The sequence below is a fragment of the Teretinema zuelzerae genome (genome assembly GCF_021021555.1).
GTDB classification, from domain to species: Bacteria; Spirochaetota; Spirochaetia; order Treponematales; family Treponemataceae; genus Teretinema; species Teretinema zuelzerae.
In genome coordinates, this window is record NZ_JAINWA010000001.1 from 161,104 (window position 1) to 176,639 (window position 15,536).

The following is a 15,536-nucleotide window of genomic DNA, read 5'->3' on the forward strand; positions in this document are numbered from 1 at the left end:
GTGCTACCCGTGGGGATGAGCTCGGTGATACAATCGCCGCAACCGCTCCGGGGTTATATGAGTATATCTTTGAGTAGTCGATATGCTGGCATGGCCCAACAGCTCCTGAACCACGCGTACGTCCGCGCCCCGAGATACAAGGGTCGTTGCAAAACTGTGCCGCAGCGCATGCGGAGAAATGCGACGGCCCGTTCCGGATTGGTCGCTGTAGCGGGAAAGCAGATACTGAGCGCCTCTCGCGGAAAGAGGCAAGCCCCGTTGCGAAACGAATACGGCCGGGCAGGCTTTTCGTTCCTGATATCGGGACAAAAGGGATTTTCGTTCAGCCAGATACGCAACAAGGGCGGCGCGGGCGTCCGCGGATAAAAAAACCTTTCGTTGCTTATCGCCTTTTCCTGTTACGATGGCCGCGGAAAAGTCCCGATCGAAATCATTCAGATGCAAACTGCAAAGCTCTGATACGCGGCAGCCGCTCGTATAGAGGACGAGCAGAAAGGCCTGATCCCGGGCCGGCCAGAGGATGCCTTGTTTTTTTTGCTCTAAGCGTTCCGGGAGCGTGCAAAAATCCTGAGCGTCGTCGGGATACATAAAAACAGGAAGTTTCTTCGGAGTTTTAAGATTTTTGAGAAGAGAACACGGATTGCCGCCCAACAGCCCGAATCGAACGGCATAAGCATAGTACCCTCGCAGGGCTGATAAAACTCGATTAATTCCGGAAGGTTCATACCCCTTCGTCCGCAGATCCGCAAGAAACAGACTCAAATCTTCGGCATTAAGGATGAGAGGATCGGAAGCCGTCCAGGATGACAACAAGGCCAAATCGCGGCGATACGCTGAAAGTGACCGCGGAGAAAGCCTGCGAACCCCCTGGAGGTAGCTCAAGTATTCCTCAAAACGTGGATTCATTCCTCTCCGTCCGCATCTCCATCGATAGATTCATCCATCGGTTCGTCCTGCGTATGCAAATAATCGCACTCGGGATTTATGCATGATTTAAAGGATCCGTTTTTCTTGTCGTATTTTTCGACCATGAACTGGCCGCACTTCGGGCAGACAGCATTGATGGGCTTAAAATGGCTGATGAAATCGCATTCCGGATAGTTGGTGCAGCCGTAAAACTCTTTTCCCCGCCCCTTCGTCCTGCGGGCGACGATCTCGCCGTCGCATCCCGGCCTGGGACACCTCGCCAACGGGATAGACCGGGTATTACGGCACTCGGGAAAACCCGAACACGCAAGAAAAAAGCCGAATCTTCCGAGTTTTTTCAACATCGGCTTTCCGCATTTTTCGCACATATATTCCGTGGTTTCGTCCAAACGGCCCTTCATGCTGTCCAGATTGTTCATTACTTCGGAAACACGGGCATCGAAGGGCGTCCAGAAGGATTCGATCATGCTCGACCACTCGATCTTTCCATCCTCGACCTGATCCAGATCATTTTCTACGGTCACGGTAAAATTAACATCGATCACGGCAGGAAAAAATTCCACGAGAATATCGTTGATGATTCGGCCGAGCTGGGTCGGTACAAGCTGCTTGTTCGATCTATTGACGTAATAGCGGTCTAAAAGAACAGAAATAATCGGAGCATAGGTCGACGGGCGTCCGATGCCTTTCTCTTCCAGGGTCTTAACGATCGAGGCATCGGTATACCTGGCAGGCCCCTGGGTAAAATGCTGTTCCGGATGCAGTTGCGAAACGGTCAATACGTCGCCGACTTTCATGTCGGGAAGCGTTTTTTCCTTTTCTTCTTTTGAAACCAGGGTTTTCATAACTTTGTAGAAACCCTTTTCAAAAATCCTGGTTGAGGACACTCTGAAAACCGCGTTTCCGCAGCGAATATCCAAACTGCTTGTTCTGGATTTCGCGTTGGCCATCTGGCTTGATACAAATCGTTCCCAGATTATGGTGTAGAGGCGCAGCTGATCCCTCGTCAAATGCTCTTTCACATATTCAGGGGTGTAATTAGCGTAGGTAGGACGAATCGCTTCATGCGCGTCCTGGGCTTTCTTCTCGACCGAGTATTCAACCGGGGTTTCAGGCAATTCAGCCGGATATTTCTGCGATATCCATCCGCGTACATCCTCCATCGCCGTTGCCGAGATTCGCACGGAGTCAGTACGCATATAGGTAATCAATCCGACGCGGGTGGAGCCGATATTGATGCCTTCGTAGAGCTGCTGGGCGATCTGCATCGTCTTTTTCGAGGTGAACCCGAGCCGATTAGCGGCCATCTGCTGAAGCTTGGAAGTCGTAAAGGGCGCCTTCGGGCGGATTGTTTTTTCAGTTTGCTTAATATCGATGATTTCGGCCGGAGCTCCGGAGATTTCATCGATGATTTTTTTCACGTCGTCCCCGCAGGAGAGCACCGGTTTTTCGTCTTTGTACAAAACGAGTTGGGCTGTGAACGAAGTCCTGCCTTTTTGAAGATCGGCGTCCAAGGTCCAATATTCCTCGGGAATGAAATTTTCGACTTCCCGTTCTCTTTCGCATATAAGCCTGAGGGCTACGGATTGTACGCGTCCGGCTGATAGCCCGTTTTTAACTTTTTTCCACAACAAGGGGGATAGATTATAACCGACCAACCGGTCTAACACGCGGCGGGCTTTTTGGGCATTGACCTTCGACTCGTCGATGTCCATGGGATGCTTGACGGAATCCTTAATCGCCTGAGGCGTTATTTCATTGAACACAATGCGCCTGATCGGCAGATCTTTCAGTTTCGACTGGATAGCGTTCCGCAAATGCCAGGCTATCGCCTCTCCCTCGCGGTCATTATCGCTTGCTAACAAAACTTCTGTGGATTTTTTCGCGTCTCCCTGAAGCTCCTTCAGAAGTTTTGCCCGCCCCCGGACGGTTATGTATTCAGGCTCGAAATGATTGTTCACGTCGATCGCGATGCGGGATTTCGGAAGATCGATCAAATGCCCCATGGACGCTTTCACCGTATAGCCCGACCCTAAATACTTCTCTATAGTCTTTGCCTTCGCGGGCGATTCGACGATCACTAACGTATTTTTCGAGCTTTTCTTTCCGCGAACAGCCTTTTTTGTGGCCATACTATATACCCCTCAATTCCTCTGCATCGTATGCGAATCTATTTCTCTTCTAAAATCAAATGCAAGCTGTCTGCCGGTCTTTCTGATCAGATGCCCCGAAGAAGAACAACGGTTGTCCGCCGCATTGGTTACAACATCGGTAGAAAGACCCCATTCGTTCAACACATCTTGAGCGCAGGATACCGCAATAGCGCCTTCTTCGAACAGACGCCTGCAACCGGAAGACCGGGGAGACTCGAGCGCACCCTTGTACACCATCAAATCCCTGCCCTGATCAAGTGCGAAATCCGCGGTAATAAGAGCCCCCGACTTTTCAGGAGCCTCGACAAGAACCACGCCCCGGGACATTCCTGAAATAAGCCGATTCCTTTGCGGAAACCTGAACTTCAACGGAGCTTCGCCGGGAGGATATTCAGAAAGAACCGCTCCTCCCGACTCCAGAATTCTCGCGGCGAGGCGGGAATTGCTTATCGGATAAATCCGTTCCACTCCGCAGGCGAGAACCGCTACCGACGGCGCACACCCATCCAGATTTCCCCGATGAGCATACGCGTCGATGCCTCGCGCAAGTCCGGAAATAACCGGAATGCCCGCTTCGCCGAATTCCTTTCCAAGGCGGGCGGCTCCCAGAGCGCCGTCCCCGGAGGGATTTCGCGTACCGACCATGGCTGCCAGGGGTTTCTCGGGATCGGGCAATCGCCCTCGCCAAAAGATTCCGAAAGGCGGATCATGAATTTCCCGCAACAACGGAGGAAACAACGGATCCGAGTACACAGCAAAACCTGTACCATATCTTTCCAGTACAGAAAGGTCCTTCTGCACCGTAATCAAGAGATCATCACCGTTCCAGGAAGTAATTCGCAAGCGCCGGCCTGCTAGTATTTCAAGATCTTCTATTGAAAGTACTGCAAGGGATTCAAGATTGTCAAGATTTTTCAGAACTCTCAATTTTTCTTTGCAAGTAAGAAAATTGATCCTGACCAGCCCAAGAAGCAAATCAATCGGGTGCGTAGAGGTTTTGGAGCACATAGGCTTTGTTTTCTTCCGCTTGCGAACGGCGATCCTTGTCCTTTGATTCATTGATGATTTTATCGTATAGCTCGATTGAACGATCTCCCTGCCCGGTCGAGAAATACGCGCGAGCCAAAAGAAACATCGCGTCGAAATTTCGTTTCTCGATAGTCTGAATCAATTCCAAATGGGGAATGGCGTCGGCAGGCCTGTCCAACTCGAAAATATACAATACGGAAAGACCGTACAAAGCTCTTTCATACCTGGGTTCCAATTCTATCGCCCTGAGATAGGCTGATTCCGCTAACGCGTAATATCGTTCTCTATCCAGAGGTTTTCCCGTCGCTTCGTAATCCAATGAAGCCTTCGCCATATAGCCTGCGCACACGCCGACATAATAAAATAAATTTTGATTCGTCGGATAATATTCAATAGCAGTTCGGAAGTTATCCAGGGCTTTTCCGTACATTTTATTGTCCAGATACCGGGTTCCCAGAATTTTATACCAAATGCCCAGGCGAATATCAGTATTAACCAGATCTTCAGCCCGTTTCTGGAACTTGCCGATCGCATCCGTTAATTCATCGATTGTGGTCGGGCTATCGACGCCCTCTTCGATCATCTGCATGCGTCTGATTTGATTCGTGTTCGCGCCGCACGAGAAAACCAGCACAGCCGCGAAAAAAGCAACGCCAAAAAAAGGAATAGAACGGTTCATATATCTGCCTCCCTGCTATCATGATCTGAAATATCGCTTTCTGCCCGATAATTGTCGAAAAAATCGGCATGGTATAAACGAAGGGAATCGGAGTCAAGGTGAGTATATATCTGCGTCGTCGAAATATCGGCGTGTCCGAGCAATTCCTGGACAGAGCGCAAATCCGCTCCGCCTTCCAGAAGATGAGTCGCGAAGGAATGTCGCAAGGTATGAATTTTACCCGTCAGTCCGGATCGCAGCTCAATTTCCTGAAATCTTTTCCAGATTCCTTTTCTGCTCAACCGCCTTCCATAACGGTTCAGAAAAACAGCGGAGGTTCTCTGTTTTCCGGCTAAATCAGGACGTTCTTCGCGCAAATAGCGGCCCAACCACTCTGCTGCTGTCTGCCCGAAAGGAATCATCCTCTGTCTATTCCCCTTGCCGGTGACAAGAATAGATCGTTCCTGAATATTGATGTCCTGCAGAGAAAGAGAAACAGCCTCGCTGACGCGCAAACCGCAAGAATAGACTAATTCGAACAAACATCTATCGCGAAGCCCGCCTCTGCGGTCGAGCTCGATTGCCGAAAGGAAGGCGTCAACCTGCGTTTGATCGAAAACCCGAGGCAACCGTTGCGAACGCTTCGGAGCTTCGATGAGAGAAGCCGGATTATCGGAACGGATTCCAGACGAAACAAGGAAGGAAAAAAAAGAACGAAGCGCAGCCAAATCGCGGGCAAGCGTTTTACCTTCTATTCCGAGATCGGCCCGTTCAAGGAAAAACTGAATGCAGAGCTCGCGATCGGCAAGGGAGGGATCCGCCTGTTTCCTTGAAGAAAACTCAAAAAAAAGGCGGATAGTTGCGCCGTAAGTCTCGGCAGTCAGCACCGAAGATCCCCGGGCCGTCAGCAAATGCGCTTTATACGTCTCAAGAAGCCTATTGTTCAGTTTTGAACCTTCTGCTGCAAACGCACAACTGTCGGCGTGTCCAGATCGTCAGTAGCCGCAGGAACAGACACTGAAACGGGAGACGATGAAGCATTTCGCGTGCCCAAGCCCTGAGATGATTTTTGCGTTCTTTCGTTCCAAAGCTTCCATTCCGTGCCGGTTACAAAGTCGCCGGATTCTGCTTTCTGAGCTTTTTCAGAAGCAACGCTTACAACCTGTCTGTCGGAGGTTCTTCGGTACTTCGACGAGATAAAACCGGTTGCGATTACGGTAACGCTGATCGATTCTCCCAGGGTGCTGTCGGTCGTCGTTCCGTAAATAATCAAAGCGTCGGGATCCGCATTGGCGGTGACGATTTTAACTATTTCCTCGACTTCCAGGAGGGTCATCTCGTCGTTTCCGGTAATATTGATGAGGATATGGTTGGCGCCTTCGATTTGCGAATCTTCGAGCAGGGGATTGTTGATCGCGTTAGTTGCGGCGTCTACAGCCCTGTTGTCGCCGGTGCCGGTGCCGATTCCCATTATTGCGTCGCCCTGTCCTTCCATAGTGGTTTTAACATCGGCAAAGTCGATATTGATCAAGCCGGGATGCGTTATCAAATCCGAGATACCCTGAACAGCCTGCCTGAGTACATCGTCGGCGATGACGAAGGCCTGTTTGATGGGAGTGCGGCGGTCTACAAGCTTTAATAAGTGCTGATTAGGGATGACAATGAGGGTATCAACCGCTTCGCGGAGTTTTTGAAGCCCGTCTTCTGCAAGCTTTTGTTTCACTTTTCCTTCAAAATCGAAGGGCCGCGTCACGACGCCGACGGTCAAAGCGCCCTGTTCGCGCGCAATTCTTGCTATGACAGGAACGGCTCCGGTTCCGGTGCCGCCGCCCATTCCAGCGGTGACGAACACCATATCCGCGCCGCGAACGGCGTTCGCGATGGCTTCGGTATCTTCTATCGCGGCTTTTTCCCCGACTTCGGGTTTTCCTCCGGCGCCAAGACCTCCGGTGAGTTTGGAACCGATAGCGAGCTTAGTAGGGGCGTTCGAGTAATTCAACGCCTGAAGATCGGTATTGGCGACGATGAAGTCGACATTTTGAAGCCCGCATTCCATCATGCGGTTGACGGCATTCGATCCGCCGCCGCCGGTGCCGACAACCTTGATAACAGTCGGGCTCGTTTCTCTTTCAGAAATTATTTCTACTTTCATCTGTTTTCCCCTCCCAGAAAAAACCGCATACAGGCAACTGTATCGCAAAAATCAAAAAAAACTTTTTAATATTCCCCTCAGTTTCTCTCTGATGGGCTGTGAAACCTGAACAGAAGCCGCCGGTTCCTGAACTTCGGAGCGTTTTCTTTCCCACAGAGAAAGAACGAGCCCAAGGACGGTCGCATATTCGGGGCTGCGATATTCGCTGATCAATCCGCCGAAGGTTCCGGGAATGCCTATGCGTATCGCCTGGGTTTTGAAAATATCCGAGGCAAGCTCGATTACGCCGGGAAGCAGGGCTCCGCCGCCGGTGATGACGATATTTCCTGAAAGCTGGCGGGACCTGGTGATTGACGAGATTTTCGATTCAATCATCGTAAATAGTTCGGCCATCCGGGGCTGAATGATAGAGCAGATTTCGCTTCGCGGAATTACTACGGGAGGACGTCCGCCGACGCCGGGAAGAATAACTTCTTCGTTCTCCTCGACCAAAGGCTGCCAGCAGCATCCGGCATCGATCTTGATTCTTTCGGCGGTTTCCGAGGAAATGCCTTTCACGATGGAGATGTCGTTCGTTACCTGAATTCCGCCAACCGGAAGAACGGCCGTCATGAGCGGTGCTCCGTCCGCCATAACCAGCACATCGGTCGTACCTCCGCCGATGTCGATCAGAATAGATCCGAGCTCGCGCTCGTCTTCCGTCATGACTGCTTTTACTGCGGCAAGGGAATGAAGCATGTAGTCCACGACGTTCAGGGATGCCCGGTTGACGCATTTAACCATATTTTGGACCGAGGTCACCGATCCGGTAATGATGTGAACCTCGGCTTCCATGCGCACGCCGATCATATTTCTGGGGTCTTTGATGCCCCGTTGGTCGTCTACGATGTAGGATTGGGGAATAACATGAAGAACCTGGCGGTCCATGGGAATGACAACTGCCTTTGCGGCGTCTATCACGCGGTGAATGTCTTCCTGGCCGATTTCCCGATTATCGCGGCCCTTGCCGGTAACCGCGACGACTCCCCGGGAGTTGAGACCGTCGATATGAGTACCGCCGATTCCCATCAAACACTGAGTCACTTCGACTCCGGACATCATTTCAGCGGCTTCGATCGCCTGGGAAACAGCTCTAACGGTATTTTCAATGTTGACAACGACGCCTTTGCGAAGCCCTGTCGACGGACTGGTGCCGACTCCGGTAATCTGAAAGACTCCGGAATCAGAAATCTCGCCGATTATTGCGCGTATGCGACTGGTACCGATGTCGAGCCCGACGACGACGTCACTCAAATTGTATTCTCCCTTATGCGATAGGCTACGGTTCCTGCCCGTATATCGATTTCATCGACAGGCAATTCCATATCCTTAACCACATCCAGCACAAGCATCATATACTGTAATGCGTCTTGATTCAACGCCTTATCGGTTCTGACGCGAACGGGAGTATGCACCGGGTACAAGACTAAGTCGTATCCGCCGTATGTCTTTTCGACTATCTTGATTTCCGAAAGCGACGAGAGCAAATCCGGATGAGAAAGCTCCAATCTAGCCAAGTCGTCCAAAAGAGGTTTTAAGCGCGAATTGAGCCGCATTCCCGGCAACGGATTTTCGAAGGTTAAGCCGGTCAACAGAGGCAAGGAACCCGAAGAACAGGTTTTACCGAAGCGGAACGCCACTCCGTTCTGGTCGATTTCAAAAGGAACCATCCGGCCGTCGACGGTGCCGAGAGCGACGGCTACGGGAACTCTTTCCCGAACCCGAATGGTGACACGATCAGGAAAATATCTGTCGACGCTGACGGAGCTGAACAACGGATTGGCGGCCAGCCGGGAGGCGACAGCCGCGGAATCGAAACTAATCCATCGCTCAAAACCGCTGAGTCCGGCGAGCGAACACATTTCGTCGTAACCCAACGAAGCAGACCCCTCGATCTGAAGCCTGACCCGGGATGTCGCCGGAACGTATACCAGATAGAAAAGCACTTCCGCAACAAGAACCAATGCAAGAAAAAACACGGAAGCCTTGACCGCAAGAGATTTCCAGTCGGCGCTATGCGACTTTTTTTCCTCTATGACCACAGATTCAGTCATACTAAACCTCTCCTCTACTTTTAGATCTGGATACATTTATGATAAAACCGCTGAGGCAAAGACTGATGAGCAGGGACGAACCTCCGGACGAGAAAAAAGGGAGAGGAATTCCCGTAGCGGGAAAAGCGCGCACAACGACGCCGCAATTCATCAAAGATTGCACCAAAATCAATGTCACGGAACCGAAACCAAGCAAGAAAGCAAAACGGGACGTGCTGCGCAAACTGATCTGATATCCGCGCACGCAAAAAGTTGAAAGAAGGATAAAATACGCCGAAACCCCCATAAAGCCCATTTCTTCGCCCCATACAGCGAAAATGAAATCGTTTTGAACTTCGGGTATTCCGGAGATTTTTCTTATACCGTTGCCCAATCCCCTGCCCCAGAATCCGCCTTCGGAGAGAGCCGTCAATGCGGCGTTTACCTGATACCCGGCTCCGAGCGGATCGCGCGACGGATCCAAGAATGAAAGAACCCGTTCGACCCGGTATTCTTTCGTCAGGATCATCAATGCGGATAGCGGAAGCAAAACCAGCGAGATTTTAATAAAAAACGAAATCGAAACGCCGGAAACATAGAACATAACCATCACAGTGATAAGAAGAAAAACAGATGTTGAAAAATCGTTCTGCAGATAGACAAGCGAAATGAAAATTCCGGACATTATAGCCGCGGGATACACGGAAATAGTCGGATCATCCAAATATTCATGTTTTTTATCGAATAAATTCGCCAAAAACAACACTAACACGAGCTTCACCAACTCCGAGGGCTGAAAAGTCGATGATCCGATTCCTATCCAGCGAGAAGAACCGTTCTTGGTAATGCCGATGCCCGGAATAAAAGGAAGAATCGTAAGAATGAGCGTCAATAACACAAGCTTCGGAAGCATGCTTCTAAGAAAATCGAATCGAATAAACGAGCAGACGCTTAACGCTGCGATGCCGATGAGCAAATTGACAATCTGTTTTTTTACAAAATACATCGGATCGTTAAAAAAGCGCTCTCCGTAGGACAAAGATCCGGAAAATAAAGTCGTCAACCCGACGCCTATCATCAACGTCAACAACAACACAAAAAGGAGATCGATCTTTTCCCTGCCGAAGGGTTGTTCCGCTTGTATCAGGCGCTCATTCATCGACAGGCTCCGTCTTATGTTGATGCATAATTACGGGAAAAACTCTTTCAAGCTCCATACCGCGCGAACCTTTGATCAATACAAGGTCTCCGAATCTGATATCCTGCGCCAACGCCGCACTCAGATCGTCTATTGACGAACAGCATACGCAACTAATATTCGACCACTCGACCGATTGAGCGGCGGCTATGATTTCTGATCCGAAAAAATATACCGAATCGATTCCCGATTGCGATACAAGGGAACAAATTTTCCGATGTTCCTTAAAAGAATCTTCGCCGAGTTCAAGCATCGAGCCCAGAACGAATACTTTTCTGCCGGACCACGATACATCCCTGCAAAAAGATACAGCGCTCTCCATCGAATCGGGATTTGCGTTATAGCAATCAAGCATCACAGTGACATCGCCGTGGTATATTTCCGCCCGCCCAAAAAGGGGTTTAACCTGTTCAAGGCCCTTCTGTATATCCTTCGGCGAAACGCCCGCGTATCGGGAAAGAGAAATGGCTCCGAGAGCGTTTTTGAGATTATATATCCCGGGAAGCGGAAATGAGATATCCAATCCCTCATAGCGAATGATGCATCCATCGATGCCGTTATCCCTAAATCCCTGGAATCCGGGAGTAGTTTGAAATCCGAACAACTCCACCCTGCCCTGGGGAATAGCCGACAAAAAGTTCGCATAGCCGTCGTCTTCGGGAATGAAACCGACCGAATCCGAAGAAAAATTCGAAAAAACCGCTTTTTTTTCTTCAGCTATTGCATCCTGCGTGCCGAGAATTCCGATATGGGCAGTCCCGATGTTTGTAATCAATGCAAGCGAAGGATTAAGAACGGAAGCGATTTCGAAAATCTCGCCTCTGCGATTCATTCCCATCTCGAAAACGCCGACCTGGTGTTCGCTTTTAATTTTAAAAACAGACAACGGCAATCCTGTTTCAGAATTCAAATTTCCTTCATTCATCACGACTTTCCGGGTGACGGAAAAAATCGATCCCAGCAGTTCCTTTGTTGTAGTTTTTCCGCTTGATCCTGTCACCGCGATTTTCAATAAACCGGGAAATTTGGCTACATACGCCGCGGCCGCTCGCTGTAGAGCCGCAAGGGTATGTTCAACGCTGACGATGCATGCGCCGTACTGCTTGCCCAATGAACTGAATACGCTCGCGCAGCCGTCTGAATGCGCAGAATCTACCAAAACAACAGAAGCGCCGGCTTCCAATGCACGGGTAATATACGTATGGCCGTCTTGAAATTCGCCGATCAACGGCACGAATAAAGAACCTGTTACGACTTTTCTGCTATCGGTAGCGACGGAGGAGAAACCGTTCACCGGAGAGAAGTTGCACAAGCAAGTTCCATCCACCGCATCTACGAGCTCAGGTATGGTTAAAAGGAGTTCAGAATCAGCCACCGAGACCCTCCCTTTTTAATTCAATCCGCATTATTTCGTCGGAACGCGCCTTCCGCATATATAATTCTTCCGTAGCGACACGCTCGATCCGTTCCGGAACCGATAACACTGTTATCGCGGAAATCAGCCGTTTATTTTGATTAACCAAGGCCTGCTGTTCCATATCGAGGCTGCGAAGTTCGGAATCGATCTCTGCGTACCTGCCGGTCTGCCATACGGTGAGGAAAAGAAAAAAAGGTATAGCAAGCGTCATTACAACAGCCATAACGTTTTTTATCATTTATTCTCCTCTTCATACGACAACTTTCTGACCACTCTCAGACGGGCGCTTCGAGACGGCGGATTTACGCGAATCTCGTCTTCCTGCGGCGAAACCGACTTCTTAGTGAGCACTTCCACTTTTGCCTTCCCGCCGCATCTACATATCGGCACTTCCGGCGGACAGGTACACTTCTTTCCCATATCGCGAAAGTAATTTTTTACGATTCTGTCTTCTAATGAATGAAATGTGATCACGCCCAGTTTTCCGTTCGGAGCCAGGACATCGAGGGCAAGCGACAACAATCCGGGAAGCCTGGAAAGCTCTTCATTCACCGCGATCCGAAGGGCTTGAAACGTCCGCGTCGCGGGATGAATCCTGCCGTGTCGATACTCTCCGGGAACGGCTGAATAGATGCAATCGGCCAGAGCCTTCGCAGTAGAAAATTTTGATAAGCCGCGTTTTTCGCAGATTGCTTTAGAAATGCGCCGGGAATACCGTTCTTCGCCGAATTGATAAATCAAATCAGCCAAGGCAGTCTCATTCATTGTGTTGACCAGATCCGCCGCGCTTTGCGGATATGAAGGATCCAGCCGCATATCGAGCGGTTCATCGGAACGGAAACTGAAACCTCGGCCGGACTTTTCATAGTGAAAAAGGGAAATACCGAGATCGATCAGTATCCTGTCGGGCTTTGTTTCGGCGTCAGGATATTCAGAAAAGAAAACATCGGACCATCCGTTGTAGAAAGATACCCGATCGCCGAATTGAGCCAATCGCTCTTTCGCTTTTTCCTGAATTTTCTGATCTGCGTCGATGCCTATTATATGAAGATCCGGATATCGGGTTAAAAAGGCTTCAGTATGGCCGCCCTCGCCGAGCGTCCCGTCGATCATAAGGGAGCCGCCGTGGTCTGGGGCTAGATACTGGAGACATTCTTGTAATAAGACCGAAGTATGAATTATTTCCATTTCGTTTTACAAGCAAATCGATCCGAGGCCTTCAGTGGCCTCTTTGAAATCTGCCTCGCTCTCCCCCAAATAGGTGTCGTACTCTTTCGAATCCCACAACTCAAAATACTTATTGATGCCTAAAAACACGCAATCTTTTCCAAGACCCGCGAATTCTCGAAGACTTTGAGGTATTGAAACCCTTCCAGCCTTGTCAATTTCTACTTCCTGCGCGGGAGCGATGAGCCTGCGAAGCACCGATCGCGATTGAGATTGAAACACGGAAGCAGACTCCATCACTTTATCGGAGAGAATCTTCCACTGTTCAGGAGAAAAAAGCCACAAGCATCGGTCGATGCCGCGAGTAAGAATCAGCGTAGAACCGGATAATTCGGACCTCAAACGAACAGGGAACATTATTCGCCCCTTTTCATCCAGAGTATTCCGATATTCGCCAGTCAACAGTGCTGTTTCCACTTTTTACTACTTTCTCCCACTTTTACCCACACACACCCTATTCTATCACCAAAATTCTGATTGTCAATCAGTTTTGAATAAAATCGAAAGAACATGAGATCTGAGATTTACAACCAGAGTGTCTGTATATATAGTATTTTCATGACGCTATATGAATTTTTCATTACCTATCCGGATGGGGAAGAAGCTGAAATACAGCACTCTCTGCAGATAGGAGATTTGATTGACATCAATGGGTATCCGCTCAAACTTCCGCTAAAAACTAACAAAATGATCGCATACCATATAGCCGGAAAGAGAACACAGGAAGAAAGAGGCGTAATAACGACCCGATATATGCTTGAGCAGTTAAATGCGTTCGAACTTCTTGAATACGTATGATTAATACCTGGAACGAAAGCCTTCTCCATGAAGAATTGAAAGACTACTATTGCGGAGACAACGGATTAAAAGAGGTTCCGATCGACGGATCCATCTGCGATATACTTGCTGCGGATGGTCAAATCATCGAAATTCAAACAAAAAACCTCAGTTCGTTAAGTGTAAAAATTGAGAAATTGTTAACACATCATCAAGTAAAACTAATCCATCCCATACCGGTAATTACCTATATTGAAACATATACTGAAGGTAACGTTCTGATTTCAAAAAGAAAAAGCCCGAAGAAAGGGTCGTTATATTCTATTTTCCCAGAGATAACGAAAATTTGGCGTTTTTTACCAGATCCGAAATTCACCCTTCTTGTTGTTTTGGCGGAAATTCTGGAAATTCGAATCGCCGACGGAAAAGGCTCATGGAGAAGAAAAGGCGTCAGCAAAGCGGACAAAAAATTATTAAAAATACTGGATCAAGTAGAAATATCAAGTTTATACGATCTGCAAAAAATGATTCCGGAGGGACTTTCTGAACCTTTTACGCGCAAAGACCTGAGAAATACTGATGCAGGTAAAAACGCAGACTTCATGGCATGGGTTCTTCATCAAGCAGGAATGCTCGAATTAGTCGGAAAGCAGGGAAATGCGCATATGTATCGGGTAAGTCATGTTCATAGAAAAACAGGAAGAGTTAAAACCAAACGAGTACCAGCGCCGATAGCAGAAGAAATCGATACAGTACCGTGATGCGCTTCTATGATGCTTTTAATAATTACCATACCGAGGCCAGTACCGCCGCTCGTGGATTGAGAATAAAAAGGCTGAAAAATCCTTTCCAAAGACTCGGGAGACATGCCCACACCGGTGTCCAAAATCTCGAAAACAAGGTTACAGCCGTCTTTCAGAGCGCGAATCGTTAACGAACCGCCGTTGTTCATAGCCTTGCATGCATTTTCCGAAGCGTTGATCAAAGCACGCAACACCCGTTCCTGATCGAGGATCACCGGCTCTGAAACAGAATTTTCGCATGCCAGCTTAACATTTTGAGCTTGCGTTTTAACCGATATTGCGTCTTGCAAACGTGAAAACAGCTGATCGAGCATGCACACCGACATATTCAATCTAATCTCGCCCCGGGCATAATCAAGAAATTCGGCGGCCAAATGCTCCATACGGGTAATGTCTTCATTAATTTTTACAATTGACGAATTAAAATATTCATTATCATCACGATTTGCCTGAAGAAGCTGAACACGAGTTTTTAACGCGGAAAGTGGATTTCTGATATCGTGAAGGATTAATGACGAAAACCTTCCGACAACAGACAGACGCTCCCTGCTTACCAATTCGTCCTGAAGAGCTTGAAGTTCAGTGTAGGCGCGGGCCAATTCTTTGTTCTGGCGATCAAGATCGGTAATATGAGCCTCGTTCGAACGTCGAACCATCATGGTGACCGCACGCAACAAGGTTACGCAAATACTGTTCTCTGTAAGCAACAGATTGTTAAAATCAACTGCTTTGATCACCAACATTCTAAGAAACGTTCTGGATCGCACTGTGGCACTGCGGGGACACTCGTCGATCAAAGCCATCTCTCCAACAGGCTGTCCGGAACTGCACACTCCCAGTAAAACCGCGTCTGTTTTGCCGTATCTTTTCCAGATTTCAGCTTCGCCTTCCAGGACGACGAAAAAACTATCGCCGGGCATATCCTCAAAAAAAATAATCGTTCCTGGCTCATAAGAAACTTCAGTACATAAAGATGCGATTTTATGTAAAGCATTATCCGACATTGAATGGAAGAAATAAATATTTCTCAGGAAATCCGCGTTTTTTTCCGGATAGGATTCTCTTGTTTCAATGCTATTGCTCATACACACCTCAAAAAAAAATAAGCCGCCCTCGGGCGGCT

The 15,536-nt window shown here is 48.8% G+C and carries 16 protein-coding genes; 2 read left to right on the forward strand and 14 right to left on the reverse strand.

Annotated features, from left to right (window positions below):
* Positions 1-3: 3 nt before the first annotated feature.
* Genes K7J14_RS00795 through mraZ form a run of 13 tightly spaced genes read right to left on the reverse strand, consistent with a single transcriptional unit; the run spans position 4 to position 13,235 of the window.
* Complete coding sequence (locus tag K7J14_RS00795) at positions 4-906, reverse strand: tyrosine-type recombinase/integrase (protein WP_230752161.1); 903 nt, start codon at positions 904-906, stop codon at positions 4-6.
* On the reverse strand, positions 903-3,059 hold the full coding sequence (gene topA / locus K7J14_RS00800; RefSeq protein ID WP_230752162.1) for a type I DNA topoisomerase: 2,157 nt from the start codon (positions 3,057-3,059) through the stop codon (positions 903-905). The genes K7J14_RS00795 and topA overlap by 4 nt, the downstream gene beginning before the upstream one ends.
* Positions 3,060-3,071: 12 nt before the next feature.
* The gene (dprA, locus tag K7J14_RS00805) at positions 3,072-4,139 is read right to left on the reverse strand and encodes a DNA-processing protein DprA (RefSeq protein WP_330165583.1); all 1,068 of its coding nucleotides are present in this window, start codon (positions 4,137-4,139) and stop codon (positions 3,072-3,074) included.
* Positions 4,057-4,788 carry a tetratricopeptide repeat protein gene (locus K7J14_RS00810; protein ID WP_230752163.1) on the reverse strand — a complete coding sequence of 244 codons (732 nt, stop codon included), beginning with the start codon at positions 4,786-4,788 and terminating at the stop codon, positions 4,057-4,059. The genes dprA and K7J14_RS00810 overlap by 83 nt, the downstream gene beginning before the upstream one ends.
* Positions 4,785-5,714, reverse strand: a complete 930-nt coding sequence (locus K7J14_RS00815) for a tyrosine recombinase (protein WP_269062391.1) — start codon at positions 5,712-5,714, stop codon at positions 4,785-4,787. Before K7J14_RS00815 ends, K7J14_RS00810 begins: the two co-directional genes overlap by 4 nt.
* Positions 5,711-6,919, reverse strand: a complete 1,209-nt coding sequence (gene ftsZ / locus K7J14_RS00820) for a cell division protein FtsZ (RefSeq protein WP_230752165.1) — start codon at positions 6,917-6,919, stop codon at positions 5,711-5,713. Before ftsZ ends, K7J14_RS00815 begins: the two co-directional genes overlap by 4 nt.
* 51 nt (positions 6,920-6,970) lie before the next feature.
* A complete protein-coding gene (ftsA, locus tag K7J14_RS00825; RefSeq protein WP_230752166.1) occupies positions 6,971-8,212 on the reverse strand; it encodes a cell division protein FtsA in 1,242 nt (413 codons plus the stop codon).
* The gene (locus K7J14_RS00830; RefSeq protein ID WP_230752167.1) at positions 8,209-9,012 is read right to left on the reverse strand and encodes a cell division protein FtsQ/DivIB; all 804 of its coding nucleotides are present in this window, start codon (positions 9,010-9,012) and stop codon (positions 8,209-8,211) included. The genes ftsA and K7J14_RS00830 overlap by 4 nt, the downstream gene beginning before the upstream one ends.
* A 1-nt stretch (position 9,013) precedes the next feature.
* On the reverse strand, positions 9,014-10,150 hold the full coding sequence (gene ftsW / locus K7J14_RS00835; protein WP_230752168.1) for a putative lipid II flippase FtsW: 1,137 nt from the start codon (positions 10,148-10,150) through the stop codon (positions 9,014-9,016).
* Positions 10,143-11,564, reverse strand: coding sequence for a UDP-N-acetylmuramoyl-tripeptide--D-alanyl-D-alanine ligase (locus K7J14_RS00840; RefSeq protein WP_230752170.1), 1,422 nt, complete (start codon positions 11,562-11,564; stop codon positions 10,143-10,145). Before K7J14_RS00840 ends, ftsW begins: the two co-directional genes overlap by 8 nt.
* On the reverse strand, positions 11,557-11,844 hold the full coding sequence (locus tag K7J14_RS00845; protein WP_230752172.1) for a cell division protein FtsL: 288 nt from the start codon (positions 11,842-11,844) through the stop codon (positions 11,557-11,559). The genes K7J14_RS00840 and K7J14_RS00845 overlap by 8 nt, the downstream gene beginning before the upstream one ends.
* Positions 11,841-12,794 (reverse strand): 16S rRNA (cytosine(1402)-N(4))-methyltransferase RsmH, encoded by a 954-nt coding sequence (gene rsmH, locus K7J14_RS00850; protein WP_230752173.1) that lies wholly within the window; start codon positions 12,792-12,794, stop codon positions 11,841-11,843. Before rsmH ends, K7J14_RS00845 begins: the two co-directional genes overlap by 4 nt.
* A gap of 6 nt (positions 12,795-12,800) precedes the next feature.
* Positions 12,801-13,235 (reverse strand): division/cell wall cluster transcriptional repressor MraZ, encoded by a 435-nt coding sequence (mraZ, locus tag K7J14_RS00855; RefSeq protein WP_230754742.1) that lies wholly within the window; start codon positions 13,233-13,235, stop codon positions 12,801-12,803.
* Positions 13,236-13,391: 156 nt separating this feature from the next.
* Here mraZ and K7J14_RS00860 point away from each other — a divergent pair, with 156 nt between their 5' ends.
* Positions 13,392-13,631 (forward strand): hypothetical protein, encoded by a 240-nt coding sequence (locus K7J14_RS00860; RefSeq protein ID WP_230752174.1) that lies wholly within the window; start codon positions 13,392-13,394, stop codon positions 13,629-13,631.
* Positions 13,628-14,371: a hypothetical protein gene (locus tag K7J14_RS00865; RefSeq protein ID WP_230752175.1), complete on the forward strand. Its 744-nt coding sequence runs from the start codon at positions 13,628-13,630 to the stop codon at positions 14,369-14,371. The genes K7J14_RS00860 and K7J14_RS00865 overlap by 4 nt, the downstream gene beginning before the upstream one ends.
* Here the strand turns inward: K7J14_RS00865 and K7J14_RS00870 are convergent.
* Positions 14,296-15,498 (reverse strand): ATP-binding protein, encoded by a 1,203-nt coding sequence (locus K7J14_RS00870; RefSeq protein ID WP_230752176.1) that lies wholly within the window; start codon positions 15,496-15,498, stop codon positions 14,296-14,298. The genes K7J14_RS00865 and K7J14_RS00870 overlap by 76 nt on opposite strands.
* Positions 15,499-15,536: the final 38 nt, after the last annotated feature.

Coding starts and splice junctions, on each gene's coding strand:
- rsmH (WP_230752173.1), bottom strand. CDS start 12,794: ATGGAAATAATTCATACTTCGGTCTTATTACAAGAATGTCTCCAGTAT.
- K7J14_RS00860 (WP_230752174.1), top strand. CDS start 13,392: ATGACGCTATATGAATTTTTCATTACCTATCCGGATGGGGAAGAAGCT.
- ftsZ (WP_230752165.1), bottom strand. CDS start 6,919: ATGAAAGTAGAAATAATTTCTGAAAGAGAAACGAGCCCGACTGTTATC.
- ftsW (WP_230752168.1), bottom strand. CDS start 10,150: ATGAATGAGCGCCTGATACAAGCGGAACAACCCTTCGGCAGGGAAAAG.
- topA (WP_230752162.1), bottom strand. CDS start 3,059: ATGGCCACAAAAAAGGCTGTTCGCGGAAAGAAAAGCTCGAAAAATACG.
- K7J14_RS00810 (WP_230752163.1), bottom strand. CDS start 4,788: ATGAACCGTTCTATTCCTTTTTTTGGCGTTGCTTTTTTCGCGGCTGTG.
- K7J14_RS00845 (WP_230752172.1), bottom strand. CDS start 11,844: ATGATAAAAAACGTTATGGCTGTTGTAATGACGCTTGCTATACCTTTT.
- K7J14_RS00830 (WP_230752167.1), bottom strand. CDS start 9,012: ATGACTGAATCTGTGGTCATAGAGGAAAAAAAGTCGCATAGCGCCGAC.
- K7J14_RS00870 (WP_230752176.1), bottom strand. CDS start 15,498: ATGAGCAATAGCATTGAAACAAGAGAATCCTATCCGGAAAAAAACGCG.
- K7J14_RS00865 (WP_230752175.1), top strand. CDS start 13,628: ATGATTAATACCTGGAACGAAAGCCTTCTCCATGAAGAATTGAAAGAC.
- K7J14_RS00795 (WP_230752161.1), bottom strand. CDS start 906: ATGAATCCACGTTTTGAGGAATACTTGAGCTACCTCCAGGGGGTTCGC.
- dprA (WP_330165583.1), bottom strand. CDS start 4,139: ATGAATCAAAGGACAAGGATCGCCGTTCGCAAGCGGAAGAAAACAAAG.